The following is an 18,424-nucleotide window of genomic DNA, read 5'->3' on the forward strand; positions in this document are numbered from 1 at the left end:
GTAGGTTGTGTGGTTCAATTGCTCGAACCAAGTGTATTTAAAATGGTGCGGAATTTTATACCGAGACAGCTAGGCTTGTAAAGCCCTAATCATTTGCGATGGGTTTAGGTGGTGGAATAGGGCGATTGTCGGCTGGAGTAATTGCTATCATACAGGTAGAATTATTGCCCTTTGAAGATTTTGATTTGAGGCACCATGCGGGTTCTAGGTATTGAGACATCCTGTGACGAGACAGGTATTGCCGTTTATGACGATAAGCTGGGGTTACTTTCCCATGCTTTATATAGTCAGGTTAAGTTACATGCAGATTATGGTGGTGTGGTGCCTGAACTCGCCTCCCGCGACCATGTGCGCAAAATTGTCCCCTTGATCCGCCAAGCGTTGAAAAACGCCAATACTGATATTGCTGACATCGATGGTATCGCTTACACCAAAGGCCCAGGATTAATTGGGGCTTTATTAGTGGGCGCTTGTGTTGGTCGCTCGCTTGCCTTTGCATGGAACAAACCTGCCATCGGCGTGCACCATATGGAAGGGCATTTGCTTGCGCCTATGCTGGAAGAGGATGCACCAGAGTTTCCTTTTGTTGCACTGTTAGTGTCAGGCGGTCATTCCATGTTGGTCAAGGTTGATGGCATTGGCCTTTATGCAGTCTTAGGTGAATCAGTTGATGATGCTGCCGGTGAAGCCTTTGATAAAACGGCCAAGTTAATGGGGCTTGATTATCCAGGTGGACCACGTTTAGCCAAACTTGCGGCAAAAGGTGAACCTGCAGGTTATCAATTTCCGCGCCCAATGACCGACAGACCAGGGCTTGATTTCAGCTTCTCAGGCCTTAAAACTTTCACCGCTAATACCATTGCGGCTGAACCTGATGATGAACAAACCCGTGCCAATATCGCCAGAGCTTTTGAAGAAGCGGTAGTTGATACTTTAGCGATAAAATGTCGCCGCGCGTTAAAACAAACGGGCTATAACCGTTTAGTGATTGCTGGGGGGGTGAGTGCTAATACCCGCTTACGGGAAACCTTGGCTGAGATGATGACCTCCATTGGTGGCCGGGTTTATTATCCTCGCGGCGAGTTTTGTACTGACAATGGCGCCATGATTGCCTTTGCCGGATTGCAACGCTTAAAAGCAGGGCAGCAGGAAGACTTAGCAGTAAAAGGTCAACCAAGATGGCCGCTTGATACCTTACCGCCCTTGGCTTGATTCGTGACAAGTTAACCCGAATAAAAACAGCGCATTAAGCGCTGTTTTTATTTATATCCTGTAAAGATTAATCGTGGTCTAGGGGATTTTTGGGCGCCTTTTACGAGACACCTTAGATTCTTCCCCTTTGAGAAGTCGCTTAATATTATCTTTATGGCGAATGATAATTAGTGTCGAGAGCATCGCGACTGGAATGGTAAATCTATCGTCTAGCCACCAAGTATAAAGTGGTGCAAGCAGTGCGGTAATAATGGCTGCAAGTGAGGAGTAGCGACTAATCAAGACTAATACAACCCAAGATGCCATTAAACAAATTGCTAAGTCATCTCCAATAGGCGCCATTGCGCCAAATGCAGTTGCAACGCCTTTGCCACCTTTAAAACCAAAAAAGACGGGATAAATATGGCCAAGACAAGCGGCTATTGCAATCAAGCCTAAAGAGATGGCGTCGATACCCATCAAATAGGCAAGATAAGTTGGCAGGGCGCCTTTGAGCATATCGAAAAACAACACCATGGCAGCCGAGCTTGCGCCGCCAATGCGCAGCACATTTGTTGCCCCTGGGTTGCCAGAGCCTTGAGATCTTGGATCGGGCAGGCCTCTCATCCTACACACTAGCACAGCACTTGAGACAGAACCGGCTAAATAAGCGGCCACAATCATCAAAAGTGTCAGTGATAATTGACTCACATTGGTTTCCTTACACGTCTTAAGGTATTATCGCGCCACAATTTAACAGCCTCTTGGCAAGCATTCAGTCATAAGCTGTGGCGATAACGCAACTTATCAGATTGCGACAGTTTCTGAACGAATAAATCCATTTGGGCGTTATCCTACTTCGGATTGGTCCGAGTAGAAAGTAAATTAGTTGTTCTATAGAGCGGCGGATTATACAGACTCTATTGTGTTTAGCTTATCAGACCTCATTGGCATGAGTGAGTAGGAATTAGTATGGATAAAGTGCTTATTCGACAATTACGTATTGATACTGTGATTGGCGTCTACGAATGGGAAAAGAACATCCACCAAAGCCTGTTTTTAGATCTTGATATGGCTTGGGATAATCGGCCTGCTGCCGCGACCGATGACTATCAATATGCTCTTTGCTATGAGACGGTGTCCAATCGCTTGACGAAGCTTGTCACTGAAAAGCCTATTGAGTTAATTGAGACAGTTGCAGAACGGGTTGCAGAGTGTTTATTGAGTGAGTTTAAGGTGAGCTGGGTAAAAGTGGTGGTGATGAAGCCCGGTGCTGTACCTTCGGCCTCATCTGTTGGGGTTGAGATTGAGCGCTCACGTTAATTGAGGCTTTAGATTTAGTCGAAAGACGGTTCGGACATTTGCATGGCACGTATATACATTAGTTTAGGCAGTAATATAGAACCCACTCACTACCTCAAGGCGGGTTTACAATCTTTACGCACATACTTCGGTCCCCTGCAACTTTCCTCTATGTATGAGAGTGAATCGGTGGGATTTAACGGTACCAATTTTTTAAATATGGTGGTCTGTGCCCAAACCGAGCTGAATATTGCCGAGGTAGTTGCGCAGTTTAAGCAAATCGAGCAAAATCACGGCCGGCTGATGGGGGCTAAAAAGTTCAGTCCAAGAACGCTAGATATTGATCTACTGCTTTACGATGATGTTGTTTGTCAAACCCCAGTGATACTGCCCCGAGCCGAAATCGTCAGTAATGCTTTTGTGTTGTGGCCTTTATCTGAAATTGCGCCGGATTTGATTCACCCATTGCAGCAGAAAACCTATGTCGCAATGTGGGATGAATATGATAAAACGTCACAAAAGCTTTGGCCTGTGACCTTTGAATGGCCTTATGGGCTGACTTTTTAATTGATTGATAGGATTGTCATGGATACGTTTCAGGTAATTATTTTAGCGCTAATTCAAGGGTTAACAGAATTTCTTCCTATTTCCAGCTCGGCTCACCTTATCTTACCTGCGCAGCTTTTAGGTTGGGAAGATCAAGGGTTATCCTTCGACGTAGCTGTGAATACGGGTTCGTTATTCGCCGTGGTGATTTATTTTAGACATGAGCTCTGGGCTATGTTTAAGGCGTGGATTGCCAGCATAGTGAAAGGTCAGCATTCCGATGATAGTAAGCTAGCGTGGTGGATCATTCTTGCTACTTTACCTGCGGTCTTTTTTGGCTTTATGGCGAAAGACTTTATTGCAACCCATCTGCGTAATACCGGTGTGATAGCCGTGACCACGGTGGTGTTTGGTTTGTTGCTTTGGTGGGCGGATAAAATGTCACGTCACGATTTAACCATTTATCAAACAGGTTGGCGTAAGGCGTTATTAATTGGTTTTGCTCAGGCGTTGGCGTTAATTCCAGGTACTTCACGCTCAGGCGCGACGATGACTGCTGCACTCATGTTAGGCCTTAGTCGTGATGCGGCGGCGCGTTTTTCCTTTTTGATGTCTGTGCCTGTGAGTTTAGGTGCGGCAATTTTAGTGGGTAAAGATTTGGCTGAGAGCCCGCTTCCCATTGATTATCAAGCGCTGACCCTCGGAACAGTGATTTCCTTTGCTGCGGCTTATCTATGTATTCATTATTTCTTGAAAATTATTAGCCGCATGGGTATGACGCCTTTCGTGATTTATCGTCTGGCCCTTGGTGCTGTGTTGTGTGGATTTATCTTCTTATAATGCACAGGCTCTTTTGCCAAAAAATCGGGTCTAGCGCCCGATTTTTGTGTTTTTAGGCATGAGTTTTTGTTTCCGGAGTTGTTTATGAGCCTTCTATTTCAATGCCCGACCTGTGGTTTGGCGCTGATGCAACATCAGGCATCCCAAGGTTTTTATTGTGCTAACAAGCACCATTTTGATAAGAATGCAGCAGGGTATTGGGTATTCACAAAGCCCGCTCGTCAAAAACCAACTGGGGATAGTCGTCAACAGGTAAGAGCTAAACACTTCTTGCTTGAGTCGGGAGTTTTTACGCCCTTGATCGACAAAATAGGCGAGATGATCGCAGCACATTTACAGCCGAATGATTGCCTGTTGGATTACGAGTGTGCGGAAGGCTTCTATTTACGCGCGTTATCTTCGACGCTGTCTAAACTGACCAATGGAATAAATGTCCAGTACACTGGTGTTGCAGACGCGGAAAATACCATTTTTGCTGCCGCTAAAGCGCAAACGCCTGCGGCGCTCTGTTTAACTACATCCAAGGTATTACCTTTTGCTGATAATTGTCTCGATTTTATCACTGTGGTAGATAGACCGTTGAAGGGCAAAGAATGTGTACGCATTCTTAAAGAGCAGGGATTTATGTTGCAGGTGATCCCCGGCGCTCGACATCTGTGGCAAATTAAAGCTCTCATTTATCCCGAACTCGCTGAAAAATCCGTCCAAGTAAACCTGCCTTCTGGGTTAACGGTGAAAGAACAGCAGCGATTACAATTCAGTTTGTCAGTGACGGGTGAACAAGCGTTAGTATTACTCGATATGACGCCCTACGCATGGCGCGCATCGGATAAAGTAAAACACCTTATTCGGAGCCAAGCATTCGATAAGCTAGAAATCGATTTTACTTTAGTCCTAGCGCAAAAGTTATAATTACGTTTTAACTCGCCCTAGGCAAATGGTCTGATAAAAATTTACGCTTTTAGATAAATCAGCAGAAGTACTAGAAAACACAACAGTCGATTTTACGGCTGGTATCAATAGTAAAACTGATGGGGAGTTTACCTGCGATGAGGTTTAACTAAGACGATAAAGCTCGGTGGCGAGAAAGATAGGTAAGTATTAGATTGACTGCGCTAATAAGGGGTAGCAGATAACTGATAATTTTTACTTGATAAAAAAGAGGGAAGAGCACTATCAGTAATAGTAGTTAAATATTTGCCATAAAAAAAGGCTTGAGATAGGTGTGCTATTCGCTTTCATCTTTCTCAAGCCTTTGATTTCAACCTGATAATTACAGGTTAATCACTTATCATTACTTCTTGTAACGAGAAGCAACGTTGTCTAGACGGTCGTTAGCGCGTTTAGCTTCTGCTTGTGCGTCCATAGCTGCTGCTTTAGCATCTTTAACGTCTGCAGACAGTTTGCCTTGCTCTGATTTCAGAGAGCTAACATCAGCTGACAATTGATCAACTTTGTTGCCCAGAGTTGCAACGCTTTCTTCCAGAGCAGTAGTGTTTGCACAACCACCTAGTAGGGCAGTCATTGCTAAACCAGCAATCATCAGTACTTTTTTGTTCATTGTAAAAAATCCCTTAAAATAGGTTGGATTTGAATGTTTCGTCACTTGGGAATCGAAACTGCCTAATTATGACATAGCTATTTTAATTTGCTACGAATATTAATGGGTTTAACCACTATAGACAGATAAATTTTTTTGAAAAGTGTTTTTTCTAGGCTATATCCCCATTTTTCATCGAAAAATAGGGCTGGATTTACGAGAAGTTGTGCATATTTTTACAAATAAGTTACAGTTTATGGCGTCTGTTTGGTTTGTTGTCTCGACCAATTGGCTTTTATTTGCTCAATGATTTCAATTCGCTTCGAATAGAGTGCTTGTTTTATCTGTGCCCCCTGAAATCCTGCCTCTATGATGTTTTTTACATTTACATTATTTGCGGCTAAAAAACACGCATTAAGATAGTCACTCTGTGGATAGGCTTGGTGTTCGAATCCTGTGCGACCGCGCATATCGGCAATACAAGCCAACAATAGTTGATTAAGTCTTTCAGGTTTGCGCCAAAAATCGGCTTTATCGAAAATCTTTATAATGGTTTCAGCCCTTAACTCAAACGCTTGGTGCACGTTTTGGTGTTGATCACTAACCAATAGGGCGAGATCGCGATACTCGTTAGGAACACGAAGCCGCTCGCACAATGCTTTTATGAGCGGTAGTCCTTTTTGTCCGTGTCCATGGTGCTTGGGTAAGTGTTCTTTAGGACTTAATGTTTTACCTAGATCGTGAACTAAGGCTGCAAAGCGCACGACTTTTTCCTGTGTAAGTAACGCTGCTTGAGCCAATACCATCAGGGTATGAAGGCCTATATCTATCTCTGGGTGCCATTTTTCGGGTTGCGGGACACCAAAGAGAGCATCAATCTCGGGAAAGAGAATTTTCAATGCGCCACATTGACGCAGCACTAGGAAAAAGACTTCTGGATTTGGGCCACTGAGACTTTTATCTACTTCTTGCCAGACACGCTCTGGTGTTATGGCATTTAACTCCTCGGTTTGGCTCATATGCTGCATTAGGGCCAGTGTTTCATTGGCAATTTCAAAACCTAAGCTATGAAAACGTGCGGCAAAGCGGGCGACTCTCAGGACCCTTAACGGATCTTCTGAAAAGGCAGCTGAAACATGTCGCAGTTGGCGTGCTTTTATATCTGCAATACCTTGATAGGGATCGTATAAATTGCCTTCTTCATCCTTGGCAATGGCATTAATGGTTAAATCCCGTCTAAGCAAATCCTGCTCTAGGGTGACATCAGGACTGGCATAACAGCTAAAGCCACCATAGCCTAAACCGACTTTGCGCTCCGTTCGCGCCAATGCATATTCTTGCTGGGTTTTAGGATGTAAAAAGACTGGGAAGTCTTTACCCACTTGGCGATAACCTAGTTGCTGCATTTGCTCAGGTGTGGCACCGACAACCATATAATCTTTATCTTTTATCGGGAGATTAAGCAGGCTGTCTCGAACAGCACCGCCAACTAAGTAAATTTTCACAGGAATATTTTAGCTAGTGTGTCATAAAGGTAGCTTAACACGATGAAGCTATCGCAAGGCGAATTGGAGTGTAGATATTTATTAGAATGTCACATCCATGTTGCTGATGCTTTGACAATATCCTTAGGACGTTTTAACGTGGTGCGTTATTTTTAGCTTAGGATGATTGGTGGTATGTACAAGGCCTTTTATGGACTCAGTGATAACCCTTTTTCGATTGCACCCAATCCTCATTATTTATTCTTGAGTGACAGACACAGAGAAGCCTTAGCCCATTTAACCTATGGACTAGGAGAAACTGGTGGCTTTGTGTTATTAACGGGGGAGGTAGGTACAGGGAAGACAACAGTATCTCGTTGTTTGCTTGGGCAATTGCCCGATAATACCGATACCGCATTTATTTTAAATCCTTCGCTGACTGAGTTGGAGTTACTCGCCACATTGTGTGATGAGTTGAAGATTAGCTATGGCGAAAATCCAACACTCAAGCAATTGACTGATCATCTGAGCCGTTTTTTACTGGCCAATCATGAGAAGGGCCGCAAAACCGTACTTATTATCGATGAGGCGCAGCATCTTCGCGCTGAAGTATTAGAGCAATTAAGGTTGCTGACTAATCTTGAGACCGATACTAAAAAACTGCTGCAAGTTATTTTGATTGGTCAACCTGAACTGCAACTGTTACTTAAACGGCAAGAACTCCGCCAGTTAGCCCAGCGGATCACTGCTCGTTATCATTTATTACCCTTAAATGAAGACGAAATAACCCTTTACGTATTGCACCGTTTGCAGGTTGCTGGTCGTTTTGAACCATTATTTACCCGAAAAGCCATTAAGGTGTTGCATAAATACAGTGGTGGTATCCCTCGTCTAATCAACTTGTTGTGCGAGCGAGCCCTGATGGCGGGGTATGCTCAATCTAAAGTACCTATTGATCATCATATGGTGAGGCAAGCGGCGGCTGAAGTATTAGGAGAGGAAAAACCTTCGCAGAATAAGTTCCTGTGGCCGAGTGCGATTGCAGCCGCCCTTGTTCTCACTTTCGGTGTGTCTTACTGGTTGTTTACGGATCATGCTGTCGTTGCCACTGTGGCGAACGAGAACGTGACTCAACCTAAGCAAACCGTTATTGCTGAAAATGCCGTCCAGCAAAGCCAAACGGCATTAACGAATACTGCGCCAGCGATCACTCTGGCTCAAACACCTGCGGCACCGGATCCGAACTTGCGCGTGTTGCAGGAGGCTATAAAGCAGAGTCGACAAATTGATACAGCCTTTGCTGGTCTCTTTAATGTGTGGGGTAAAGTCCCCTTTAAAGGCTTAACCGCCTGTCAGTCAGCATTTGAGCAGGGACTGTCATGTTACCAGCAGCAAGGCAATTGGATGTCGCTCACGCGGCTAAATTATCCTGCGGTTGTATATTTAGTTGATGATAATCAACAAGATTTTTATGGCGCTGTGATTGCGGTCGACGGTGAGCAATTGCTAATGCAGTTAGGCGAGCAACAATTGTGGGTGGAAAGGACTTGGTTTAATCAACATTTTAGTGGCACGTTTGAAATACTGTGGCAAGCGCCCAATCTGCCTATGATGGAAATTAGCCAGAAATCGAGCCCTGGACAACTACAGTGGTTGGAGAATGCTCTAGCGCATGTGGCTAAACGACCTTCACGCCGAGTCAGCCAATTTGATCTTAAGTTGGAGAATGATCTTAAAGCCTTCCAAAGCCAACATGGTTTGAAGGCTGACGGTATTGCAGGTAATCAAACTTTAGTGAGACTGAATTTGTACTTAAGTGATCAAGGGCCGCGCCTAACCGATAATGGAGCGCAGAGTTAATGTCCATTTTACTCGACGCGGTAACCCGTAATAAACAGCAGCAATCTTCAGCGTTACCCGATGCGGTATTAACGCCAAGGCCGAGTTATCCTACGCCCCGAAAGGCTGCGTTTCCTGTTGCTAAATTGTCGTTGCTCGCTGTCGCGATTGCTCTCGGTGTAGGGGGCGCATGGGGAGTTGCGAATTGGCAACAGTCAAGTTCAATGGCTGTTTTGAAGGCCAATGATGCTCATAAGAGTAATACCTATCAGGGGGCTGTGATAGCTGAACACGCTTCAAAGACAGGCTCCGATGCTGTAGTTACCCAGACACAAATTAACAGAGAACTATCTGTAAGTGCGACTTCTGAGCCAGAGGTTTCACCAGATACATTGCCTCAAGGTGCAAGAGGAACTGCTGGATTTCGATTAGCAGGAAAAGTCGCTTTACCCAGGGAGCAGGTATTAAATGAGCAGCCGTTAAGCATGCAAGGCTATGTTAACTCAAACATGAGTTCGGCTCAGACGCTGTCAGCGAATCCTGCTACTACTGATCCTAGTTACGATGATTATCTCGCCACCTCGGCGGCGTTGGATGAGACTGTTCGTCGACAATCATCAATGGAAAATATGGTTGAACCACAAGAGGTCGCCGAACCAGAGCCAATCATGTTGGGTGCTAGTGCGAATGGTCAAGGCTTAGCGACACTTGAGGCGTTACGTCAGCAAGTTAATGCTGCAGCAGTTGATGTGGGGTTGGATACGACGCAGAGTCGTAAAGATGATGAATTGGTTGCGACTTTCCAAGATGCGCTGAAAGATGTGGAATATGTTAATGCGGCTAAAACACCGGTAACCGAACCTAAACTTGATCCTATCCCTAAAACCGAAAACGACGATATTCCCAAATACGGGCAACTGCCGGCGGGATTACAGTTACAAGTGCCTGAATTTAATATTGTTGCCCACGTTTATTCAACCGATGCGAGCCAGCGTTGGCTAAACGTTGATGGCGCAGAGTTACAGGAAGGCGATATGATCGTTGGCAAATTGAAGATTATTGCTATTCGCCCGCGGGATATCGTTTTAGACATTCAAGGAACGCAATTTAGGGTTCCGGCGATTTAGCTAGACCTGTTAACGAGAAAAGGCGCTAAAAGGCGCCTTTCTTATCACAGTAGATTAAGCGAAGAAGTTATAAGCGAGGAGTAAGGTTAAGCCGTAGCCTATGCAGTAGCACAGAAATAGGGCTGGCGTATATTTTAGGTAGCTTACGAAGATTAGCTCTTTTACTTTGCTCATGGCCACGATACCTGCGGCCGAACCAATCACTAATAATGAACCACCTACACCCACGCTATAGATTAAGCCTAACCATTCTGGGGTGCAGAGTACGGCTCTGCTTTTAACAGGGCTGCAGTCAGCGGCACGTTATCGATAAGGGCTGAACCTAAACCAGTGACAAAGTTTGAAGTATTTCGATTAAATTGGGCATAGGCAATGGTTAGCATATTTAAGGTGCCGACATGCCAACAAGTAGTAAAATTCCTAAGAAGAACAACAGTGTGTCGTATTCTACCTGACGGATGTATTCAAGGATCTTGATTTCTTCTTTATCACTGCGGGTGGTGTGGCCGATCAAGAACATAATGGATAGACCCGTTAAGAAGGTCAGTACGGGTGGAATACCGAACAAAATGTTCAGTCACAAGGTTATTAAAATCGTGAAGAAGAACACGAGGGCAATCAATAGTTCAACCGTTTGATAACTATGTTTAATTGGGGTTGTTGAGACGATGCCTTCAGCTTTTAGCGAAAAAAGTGTTGCCAATAAAATTACGCTCACTGCTGAGGGGATAAATAACATCAATAGTTCAGAGATATGTTCGTGGCCAGCTAAGAAGATCATCAGGGTGGTTACATCCCCCGTGATTAATGCCACCCCACCTGAGTTCACCGCGAAAATAATCAATACTGCCATTCTGCGGCGCATTTGTTTACCGAGTTTGAAGGTAGTTAGCAAGCCTAAAGAAACCAGTGTAGCGGTGACGTTATCACAAAATGCTGAGAGTACGAGTGAAAACAGGCCGACTTGGAGCATTAAAATTCGCACAGAAACCTGCTGTGGAAAGAGCTTCTGCACCATGATTTGAGTCATTCCTTTAGCGTTAAGATAAGCCACAAAGATCATGGTCGACATCAAAAACAACCATAGCATAGCAATTTCAAGCAAGTTTTCATTGAGTTGATGGGCAACTAATTTTTCATGGCTAGGATCACCAGCAGCCATAAACAGCGCTACCCATGAAATACAGCTAAAGAATAAGGTGGTTTTTGCTTTATCAAAGGTGGGTAACTTCTTCGAAAATAATACTGAGCAATGCGAGCACCGCCAGTATGATCAGAAAGGTTTATAACATAACTGCAATTCCAACTGCCGTTTTAATGTTGTGGCAGGCCCAAAGGCGAGCTATTGAGTGGCGTTATCAAGGCAAAATTAAACTTGCAGTGTTACCGCAAGCGGACCAGAACATAATGGAGGAATAACGCAACTGTTAGCTGTAACTCAGTTTTTCTGTCGCTTTGCGACGCCGATCTCAAAGTGGATTGAGTTTTCAGTGTAACACAGTGTTTTTATTTGAATTTTTATGTTGTTTCGACCTGGTTGAAGGGCGGCTGTAAAGTAAAATCTACGATTAAAGTCTAATCAGTGATTTTATCGTTCCTACAATTAATTTTCCCTTATCGAGAAAATACTGCAAAAAAATCAATGGCTCAAATAGAACGCTAGAGTAATTACCGTTATCAATACAGAATATGCTTCTCATGTCACCTACTTGGCGAAGTCGAAATATAGATCGAGTGTATAGTAAACAGTATTTTGCATCTCTTAGATTGTTTAGACACTGGATGTTGCATTTTGAGGATAACGCAAAATGACTTTTGTGCTCCGGCCCCTCTTACTTTTAGGCTCATTAGTTTGGTTGATATACTGTGGTAAACAGTTGATCGCTTGGGGTATATTGAACAATTCGAGCGCAGTTGTTTAGCATATCCCCTTAACCTTATAGGCGCTTAGTAGCGCCAATTTTATTTAAGTTCAGGTTAGGTTTGAAACAATCCGATCGTTATTGAACGCGCGAAACGCGTCAAATCGGCAACTAAATAAAAAGGGACGCGAATGCGTCCCTTGATTTTAATGCTGTAAATACTTAGTTTGCCGCTTTCATGCGAGCTAAGACACGGTCGGCAGCTTCAAGTGTGAGGCGCAGCTCTTCTTCACCATGGGCCATCGACAGGAAGCCTGCTTCATAGGCACTTGGTGCTAAGTAAACGCCTTCATCTAACATGCCATGGTAGAAAGTACGGAAGTGCTCAATATTGCACTTAGTCACTTGGTCGAAGCGTGTGATGTGCTCTTGCTCGGTAAAAAAGAAGCCGAACATACCGCCAACATAGTTGATTGCCATTGGGATGCCGTGCTTATCCGCCGCCGCTTTAAAGCCTTCGGCGATGCGCTTGGTTTTAGCGCTTAGGGCTTCGTACAGTCCTTCTTCACACAATGCTTCCATTTGCGCTAGACCCGCTGACATCGCAATTGGGTTACCTGAAAGCGTACCTGCTTGGTATACAGGACCTGTTGGTGCGATAAACTGCATCACATCTTTACGACCACCAAATGCACCTACTGGCATACCGCCACCGATGACTTTACCGAGAGTGGTTAAGTCTGGCGTAACGCCATAGTGACCTTGAGCACCGCTTTTTGAAACTCGGAACCCTGTCATCACTTCGTCGATAATCAGCAGCGCACCAAACTCATCACACAGGCTACGCAGACCTTCGAGGAAGCCTGGAATAGGTGGGATGCAGTTCATGTTGCCAGCAACGGGCTCGATGATGATGCAAGAAATCTCAGTTGGATATTGCTCGAATAGGCTACGAACAGAATCCAGATCGTTATACACGGCAGTTAAGGTGTGCTTTGCGAAATCTTCAGGGATGCCGGGTGAGCTGGGTTGGCCTAAGGTTAATGCACCAGACCCCGCCTTAACTAATAGGCAGTCAGCGTGGCCATGGTAGCAACCTTCAAACTTTAAGATCTTGTCACGATTAGTAAAACCGCGCGCTAAGCGAATCGCACTCATGGTCGCTTCAGTACCAGAGCTGACCATACGGACTTGCTCAATCGAGGGCACCATCGCAATCACTTTTTCGGCCATTTGCACTTCAAGCTCAGTTGGCGCGCCAAAAGACAGGCCATTGTGTACTGCAGCCAGCACTGCTTCACGGATCTTCGGATGATTGTGGCCGAGGATCATCGGGCCCCAAGAACCGACATAGTCGATATAGGCTTTGCCATCGGCATCGTAGATATAAGCGCCATCGGCTTTTTCAATAAACAGGGGGGAACCACCTACACCATTAAAAGCACGAACCGGAGAGTTAACACCGCCGGGGATGGTTTTTTTAGCCTGTTCAAATAGCGCTTCGGAACGGGTCATGTTAAGTCCTTAAAGTTTGAAGCCAATTAGCGATCGGCTTTACGTGAATACCAATTAACTGGACACTCATATTTTTCGAGTTGCGAGTCAACCCCGAGTGTCAATGCAAACAGTGCCATACGAATTAGCAGTCCATTGTCCGCCTGTCTGAAAATAGCGAGATTAGGATGGCTGTTCAAATCATTATCTAATTCATTAGCTTGCGCACGCGAATCCCGTGGCAGCGGGTGCATGATCACAGTGTTAGATTTGCAATGTTGGGTATAAATACTGCGATTCAAACGGAATTTACCGCGGTATTTGTTTGCTTCTTCCTGGGATGGGAAGCGCTCTTCTTGAATGCGGGTCAGATAAAGAATATCGGCTTTATCTAAGTGGCCTTCAAGCTGGTCTGTTATTTTGATGCTATGGCCAGCATTTTCAATGTCAGAGATCACATAATCAGGCATAGCTAATTCAGTTGGCGAAATCAGTGTGAAGCTGATGTTCTTATACATGCATAGCAGGCGTGACAATGAATGCACGGTACGGCCAAATTTTAAATCGCCAACCATGGCGATATGCATGCCATCGATGCCTCGACTCGCATGACCTAACTCTTTTTGAATAGTAAACAAATCGAGCAATGCTTGGGTTGGGTGCTCGTTCGAACCATCACCGCCGTTGATCACGGGGACTCGGCTACCTTCAGCAAACTCTTTGACAGAGTAAGAATCAGGGTGGCGCATCGCAATCACATCGGAATAGGTCGAGAGTACGCGGGCTGTATCGTACAGGGATTCACCCTTAGATAAGGACGAAGAGGCCATGCCTGTGGTTTCACGCACATGGCCGCCGAGTAAGTTAAAGGCACAGCCAAAACTGACGCGGGTACGGGTACTTGGCTCGAAAAACAGGTTACCTAAAATGGCGCCTTCGAGCACTTTTGTGCGCTTCTCTCGAAGAGCATAGGGCATCATGCGGTGGGCGACATTAAAAATAGTTTGGATTGAATCAAGATCTAACTGGTTTACGGAGAGGATATGGGATCCTTCGAACTGGTTCATCAGCCTGTTTTCCAATTGCTAGGGGGCGTTAAAGTGCAGATATTGCGCTCGTAGCCCTGATGTTATGTAGGGTGGCTGAGGCGCGATTGTAACAGATGCACTAGGACAGCGAAATAGCGCCCTTACCCCTGTGGTGGATTTTTGCAGTGAAATAACAGGATTTTGTGAATCTAATCCACTCTTGGTTGACTGCTTGGTCCTGTGCTTAGCTTGATCGCTTAGACTTGGCCGGAGCGAATTTCTTGCTGTAGATTCGACCAACTAATCACCCCCACCACGTTGTCAGCTGTGTCTTGATAGATAAAGACTTCACCGCTGCGTTTGGGGGACAGTATTGAGTAGACCTCATCTAAGGTTTTGGTATCACTGAGTCCCTGCATGGGATGGCGCGAGAGGGTGACGTTGTCATCAAAGGACTGCATCTCAAGGCTGAGCATTTCAATCACACCATCGGCGTTACGGACTAAAACAGGCCGACCTTCGGCGCGTTTTAACACTTCGAGCAGCAGTTCATCGTTGTTATTGACGATAACGAAGCGTTTATCCATCAAGGCTCGCACGCCTTTTTTCTGCAGTGCCAAATTCACGGGCGCCACTTTATAGCCTAAGCCCATAATTTCTAATTGCTTAAAAAAAATGGAATTGGTTTTAAAGCCTTGATAGGCAATCAAGAAGGCGGGAATAGTCACAAACATCGCTGGTAGAATAATACTGGCATCGTTAGTCATTTCTAAGAGCGCAACTAATGCCGCGAGCGGCGCACTAAGGCAAACGCCCATCATGGCGGTCATGCCGATCACTGTATAGAGGCCAACGTAAGGCGCAATCGAAGGGAATAATATCGCGCTGACTAAGGCTAAGATGGCACCAATTAAGGCGCCTATGCCATAGAGCGGGCCAATCAATCCCCCTGGTATCCCTAAACCTATCGCGGCAATAGTCGCGACAATTTTGGCAACGAGCAGGGCAATTAGCAGTAATAAACTGGGGTGCTCACTAATGGCTTCGCTAATCGCTAAATCGCCAGTACCGAGGGCTTGTGGCAAGATTAAGCCAATCAGGGTGGTGATACTGCCTGCCAGCAAGAGCCGATAAATCAGTGGCCAGTTTTGTCCTGTGGCGGTGACTTTAATGAGGGCGTAATTAAAAAAGGCGGCGGCGCAGCCCAGAACAATGCCCCCTATGGCCAAAATCGGATAATGATCCAATGGAATATGGATTACTTGAATACGGTCAAATTCATGCACATTGCCAAACACCAGTTGACTGGAAACGGCGCCACAAATCGCCGAAAGCATAATCGGAAAGAAGTAATGCACCTTGTACTCGCGCACTATCACCTCTATCACAAAAATCACTGCAGCTAGTGGCGCATTAAAAGTGGCGGCAATCCCCGCGGCAATACCGCTGGCACACATAATCCGCACACTATTATCAGGAAGGTTAAATTTTTCGGCTAATACGCTGGCGCTCACTGCGCCAAGGTGAATGGCGGGGCCCTCACGGCCCACCGAGAAATTAGTCCCTAAGGCAAACAGTGCTTGAAAAAATTGCCCTGCAGCAGATTGCAAGGGGATTTTGCCGTAATGCAATTTAACCCTATGTAATACATAGGCAATCCCCATGCGGTTGTAACGTTTTGAGCCGAGTTTGGCCACAAACCAGATCAATAAGGCGCCGAAAAGTGGCAACAGTGCTCGCCAGTCGGCGATGTTACCCGTAAAATCCAGCGTCTCGATTTGGGTGTAATGATTTGCCCACAGGAGTAAGAGTCGAAACAACAGGATCACGCAGGAGGCGAAGATGGCAAATAGCAAGGCCAGTAAGCAAAGTTGCGCACTGATCTTGGCTTGGGATAAATGATCACGCAGCTCGTTAGTTAAGTACTTTTTCGCTGTGGTGATGGCGTCTTGAATCGCGGCTTTATTTATCGTTAATTGCACTGCGTTGGCCTGAGTTGTATTGTATCGAACTCGTTCTTGAGTTGATTGTATTTTATATAAGGGGCTGTTACCTAATGCCAAATTATCATCGTTGGCTAAATCGGCTGCAAGTCATGGATTTAAAGTATCGTCCATCGACCAAGTATTTATTGTCGTTGGTCTTAGTGGCATTTCTGTTGGGCGCTTGGGTGAGCTTTATTGTGCTCAACAGTGACGAGCCGGTCGTAAAGCATATTGGCGGTGGTAAATTGCAACGTGTCACTACTGAACTTGAGGAACAAACTCAGTTGCTTGCGACCCGCAATTTAGAGCTATCAGTCGAGCGCGAAGCCAATGCGCAAATGCAGGATATGTTTTCTCAGCAAATGAAAAAACAAAAGGAACTTGAGAATGAATTAGCGTTTTATCGCAGCATCATGTCGCCGGACGACAATGCCGAAGGGATCGCCATCCATGGACTCGAGATGACGCTGGGCGCCTTGGCAGATGAGTACAATTTCAAATTGATTTTAACTCAGTTGCAAAAGCGCAAACAGGCCGTTCAAGGTCGTACCGAAATGACCTTGATTGGTGTGCAAGACGGCAAATCCGTTGAGTTAAGTGTGAACAAACTCACGGGTTCTAAGCTCGAATTTGATTTTCGCTATTTTCAGGTAATAGATACCAAAGTCACTGTGCCTGCAGGCTTTAATGTTGTGCAGGTAAAAGTCAAAGTGGTGGTGCCTTCGAGCCGTTGGACCAAAAATTCACAGACAGAACATGTCTATAGTGTCCCTGAGTTAATACAGGGTGAAAAAGAACCGCGGGTAATACTTGAACAAAATAGTCAGGTAACGGATAATTTGCCCCAGAAAACTGATGTAAGAGGTAGTAATGACTGATCAAGCTGACGCAACAATGCCAATTAAATTTACCGATGCGGCAGCCGCTAAGGTAAAAGGCTTGTTGGAAGAAGAGCAAAATCCTGCACTTAAGCTACGCGTGTATGTAACTGGCGGTGGTTGTTCTGGATTTCAGTACGGCTTTACCTTTGATGAAAAGGTCAACGAAGGCGACTTCACCGTTGAGAAACAAGGCGTCCAATTGGTCGTCGATCCCATGAGCTTACAATATTTAGTTGGCGGTGAAGTGGATTACACTTCTGGCCTCGAAGGTTCGCGTTTCTTTGTGAAAAATCCCAATGCGACAACCACCTGTGGTTGTGGTGCCAGCTTCTCAGTATAAGTAATTCGCTGATATAGCATATAAAAAAGCCGTCGAGAAGACGGCTTTTTTGTTGGTTATGTTCACCTAAATAGCATGGGTATTTGGTGTTAATTCATAATGTTGAGATTTAATTTAGGCTTAAACCAAGCTTTGACTTTCTTATCAAATGCGATCCAAACCTGCAATAAAGACAAAATGATCAACACTATCAAAATCACGTAGTCTGGGAATTTGCCCTGCCATTGACCAAGGTATACTGTGGTTGGCCCTGCCACCAGATTATCAGGATCGTATAGGATCACAGGTAGCATACTCACCAATGCTAACTGCACTAACGTGTAACCCCTTAGCATAATTAGCCCCGCCTTTTGACGACCGACAATTGCTAACACCATCAATAGGGTCAACAGGCAAAACAATACTCCTTGTTTGGCGATTAAGCCGCTCACCGAGGCTGCAACATAGAGTAACAGCAATGCGATTAAGCGTTTAGGTAAACGGGCTTGAGTCAACGGAGTCGTGACTGGCGTTGCCAAAGAGGATTCCTGCTCGCTCATCGACATTCTTGTTCGCCTTATAAATTAATGACTTTGCTTGGTGAGCAGACGTTGATCTAACTCATAGGGTGGAATAACCACACCTAAATCATCTTGCACAGGGAATACGGCGACAAACAGATCATCATCTTCCATGCCAGGCACCCATCTTTCGTGCCATTCATCGTATGGAATCGCTAGAGTTTGGCATTCGCTCCAATCATCGACTGCCCAAGATTCAGCAGCTTCTTCGGTTGGCCACATTGGGATGCAGTCTTCATCTTCAGTGGTTAGCATGACGCAACCATCTTGATCTTGAAGCGTCCATAGCACTTTATGTTGCTTGATTTGTTCAACAAGGTAGTCGTAACGCGCTTCTGGGGTCATTCCTGCTGCTTCTGCGAAGGTTTTAACAGTCTTACTCATGAAAAATATCTCTTCTACGTG

Annotated in this window: 17 protein-coding genes and 1 pseudogene; 9 read left to right on the plus strand and 9 right to left on the minus strand. The window is 45.2% G+C overall.

Features of this window, described 5'->3' with window-relative positions; genetic code table 11:
• Positions 1 to 195: 195 nt before the first annotated feature.
• Entirely contained in the window at positions 196 to 1,212 is a 1,017-nt protein-coding gene (gene tsaD / locus SO_RS05980) for a tRNA (adenosine(37)-N6)-threonylcarbamoyltransferase complex transferase subunit TsaD (RefSeq protein ID WP_011071502.1), read from the plus strand.
• Positions 1,213 to 1,290: 78 nt separating this feature from the next.
• Here the strand turns inward: tsaD and plsY are convergent, their stop codons facing one another.
• A complete protein-coding gene (gene plsY / locus SO_RS05985) occupies positions 1,291 to 1,902 on the minus strand; it encodes a glycerol-3-phosphate 1-O-acyltransferase PlsY (protein WP_011071503.1) in 612 nt (203 codons plus the stop codon).
• A 261-nt stretch (positions 1,903 to 2,163) separates the two neighbouring features.
• Between plsY and folB the strand changes: the two genes are divergently transcribed.
• From folB to SO_RS06005, 4 genes are all read left to right on the plus strand, one after another.
• Positions 2,164 to 2,514 carry a dihydroneopterin aldolase gene (gene folB / locus SO_RS05990; protein ID WP_011071504.1) on the plus strand — a complete coding sequence of 117 codons (351 nt, stop codon included), beginning with the start codon at positions 2,164 to 2,166 and terminating at the stop codon, positions 2,512 to 2,514.
• Positions 2,515 to 2,556: 42 nt separating this feature from the next.
• Positions 2,557 to 3,060: a 2-amino-4-hydroxy-6-hydroxymethyldihydropteridine diphosphokinase gene (gene folK / locus SO_RS05995; protein ID WP_011071505.1), complete on the plus strand. Its 504-nt coding sequence runs from the start codon at positions 2,557 to 2,559 to the stop codon at positions 3,058 to 3,060.
• 18 nt (positions 3,061 to 3,078) lie between these two features.
• On the plus strand, positions 3,079 to 3,879 hold the full coding sequence (locus tag SO_RS06000) for an undecaprenyl-diphosphate phosphatase (RefSeq protein ID WP_011071506.1): 801 nt from the start codon (positions 3,079 to 3,081) through the stop codon (positions 3,877 to 3,879).
• An 84-nt stretch (positions 3,880 to 3,963) separates the two neighbouring features.
• Positions 3,964 to 4,791, plus strand: a complete 828-nt coding sequence (locus tag SO_RS06005; protein ID WP_011071507.1) for a class I SAM-dependent methyltransferase — start codon at positions 3,964 to 3,966, stop codon at positions 4,789 to 4,791.
• 382 nt (positions 4,792 to 5,173) lie between these two features.
• Here the strand turns inward: SO_RS06005 and SO_RS06010 are convergent, their stop codons facing one another.
• Both SO_RS06010 and SO_RS06015 read right to left on the minus strand, forming a co-directional pair.
• Entirely contained in the window at positions 5,174 to 5,440 is a 267-nt protein-coding gene (locus tag SO_RS06010) for an Lpp/OprI family alanine-zipper lipoprotein (protein ID WP_011071508.1), read from the minus strand.
• A gap of 233 nt (positions 5,441 to 5,673) precedes the next feature.
• Positions 5,674 to 6,924, minus strand: a complete 1,251-nt coding sequence (locus tag SO_RS06015) for a multifunctional CCA addition/repair protein (protein WP_011071509.1) — start codon at positions 6,922 to 6,924, stop codon at positions 5,674 to 5,676.
• Between the two features lie 174 nt (positions 6,925 to 7,098).
• Here SO_RS06015 and SO_RS06020 point away from each other — a divergent pair, with 174 nt between their 5' ends.
• Together SO_RS06020 and SO_RS06025 are read left to right on the plus strand one after the other, a co-directional pair.
• Positions 7,099 to 8,763, plus strand: coding sequence for an ExeA family protein (locus SO_RS06020; protein ID WP_011071510.1), 1,665 nt, complete (start codon positions 7,099 to 7,101; stop codon positions 8,761 to 8,763).
• Entirely contained in the window at positions 8,763 to 9,869 is a 1,107-nt protein-coding gene (locus tag SO_RS06025) for a general secretion pathway protein GspB (protein WP_011071511.1), read from the plus strand. Before SO_RS06020 ends, SO_RS06025 begins: the two co-directional genes overlap by 1 nt.
• A 54-nt stretch (positions 9,870 to 9,923) precedes the next feature.
• Here the strand turns inward: SO_RS06025 and nhaD are convergent.
• The 4 genes and pseudogenes from nhaD to SO_RS06045 form a co-directional block, all read right to left on the minus strand.
• Positions 9,924 to 11,204, minus strand: a pseudogene (nhaD, locus tag SO_RS06030) (sodium:proton antiporter NhaD).
• A 749-nt stretch (positions 11,205 to 11,953) separates the two neighbouring features.
• Positions 11,954 to 13,246: a glutamate-1-semialdehyde 2,1-aminomutase gene (gene hemL / locus SO_RS06035; RefSeq protein ID WP_011071513.1), complete on the minus strand. Its 1,293-nt coding sequence runs from the start codon at positions 13,244 to 13,246 to the stop codon at positions 11,954 to 11,956.
• A 26-nt stretch (positions 13,247 to 13,272) separates the two neighbouring features.
• Positions 13,273 to 14,292: an aspartate carbamoyltransferase gene (locus SO_RS06040; protein WP_011071514.1), complete on the minus strand. Its 1,020-nt coding sequence runs from the start codon at positions 14,290 to 14,292 to the stop codon at positions 13,273 to 13,275.
• A 218-nt stretch (positions 14,293 to 14,510) separates the two neighbouring features.
• The gene (locus SO_RS06045; protein ID WP_011071515.1) at positions 14,511 to 16,235 is read right to left on the minus strand and encodes a chloride channel protein; all 1,725 of its coding nucleotides are present in this window, start codon (positions 16,233 to 16,235) and stop codon (positions 14,511 to 14,513) included.
• A 74-nt stretch (positions 16,236 to 16,309) separates the two neighbouring features.
• Between SO_RS06045 and SO_RS06050 the strand changes: the two genes are divergently transcribed.
• On the plus strand, positions 16,310 to 17,116 hold the full coding sequence (locus SO_RS06050; RefSeq protein WP_011071516.1) for a DUF6776 family protein: 807 nt from the start codon (positions 16,310 to 16,312) through the stop codon (positions 17,114 to 17,116).
• Complete coding sequence (gene erpA / locus SO_RS06055) at positions 17,109 to 17,459, plus strand: iron-sulfur cluster insertion protein ErpA (protein ID WP_011071517.1); 351 nt, start codon at positions 17,109 to 17,111, stop codon at positions 17,457 to 17,459. Before SO_RS06050 ends, erpA begins: the two co-directional genes overlap by 8 nt.
• An 89-nt stretch (positions 17,460 to 17,548) precedes the next feature.
• Here erpA and SO_RS06060 read toward each other — a convergent pair whose 3' ends face one another.
• Positions 17,549 to 17,998: a hypothetical protein gene (locus tag SO_RS06060; protein ID WP_164925841.1), complete on the minus strand. Its 450-nt coding sequence runs from the start codon at positions 17,996 to 17,998 to the stop codon at positions 17,549 to 17,551.
• Between the two features lie 24 nt (positions 17,999 to 18,022).
• Entirely contained in the window at positions 18,023 to 18,403 is a 381-nt protein-coding gene (locus tag SO_RS06065; RefSeq protein ID WP_011071519.1) for a DUF2750 domain-containing protein, read from the minus strand.
• Positions 18,404 to 18,424 lie beyond the last annotated feature (21 nt).

This window comes from Shewanella oneidensis MR-1, from assembly GCF_000146165.2.
GTDB classification, from domain to species: domain Bacteria; phylum Pseudomonadota; class Gammaproteobacteria; order Enterobacterales; family Shewanellaceae; genus Shewanella; species Shewanella oneidensis.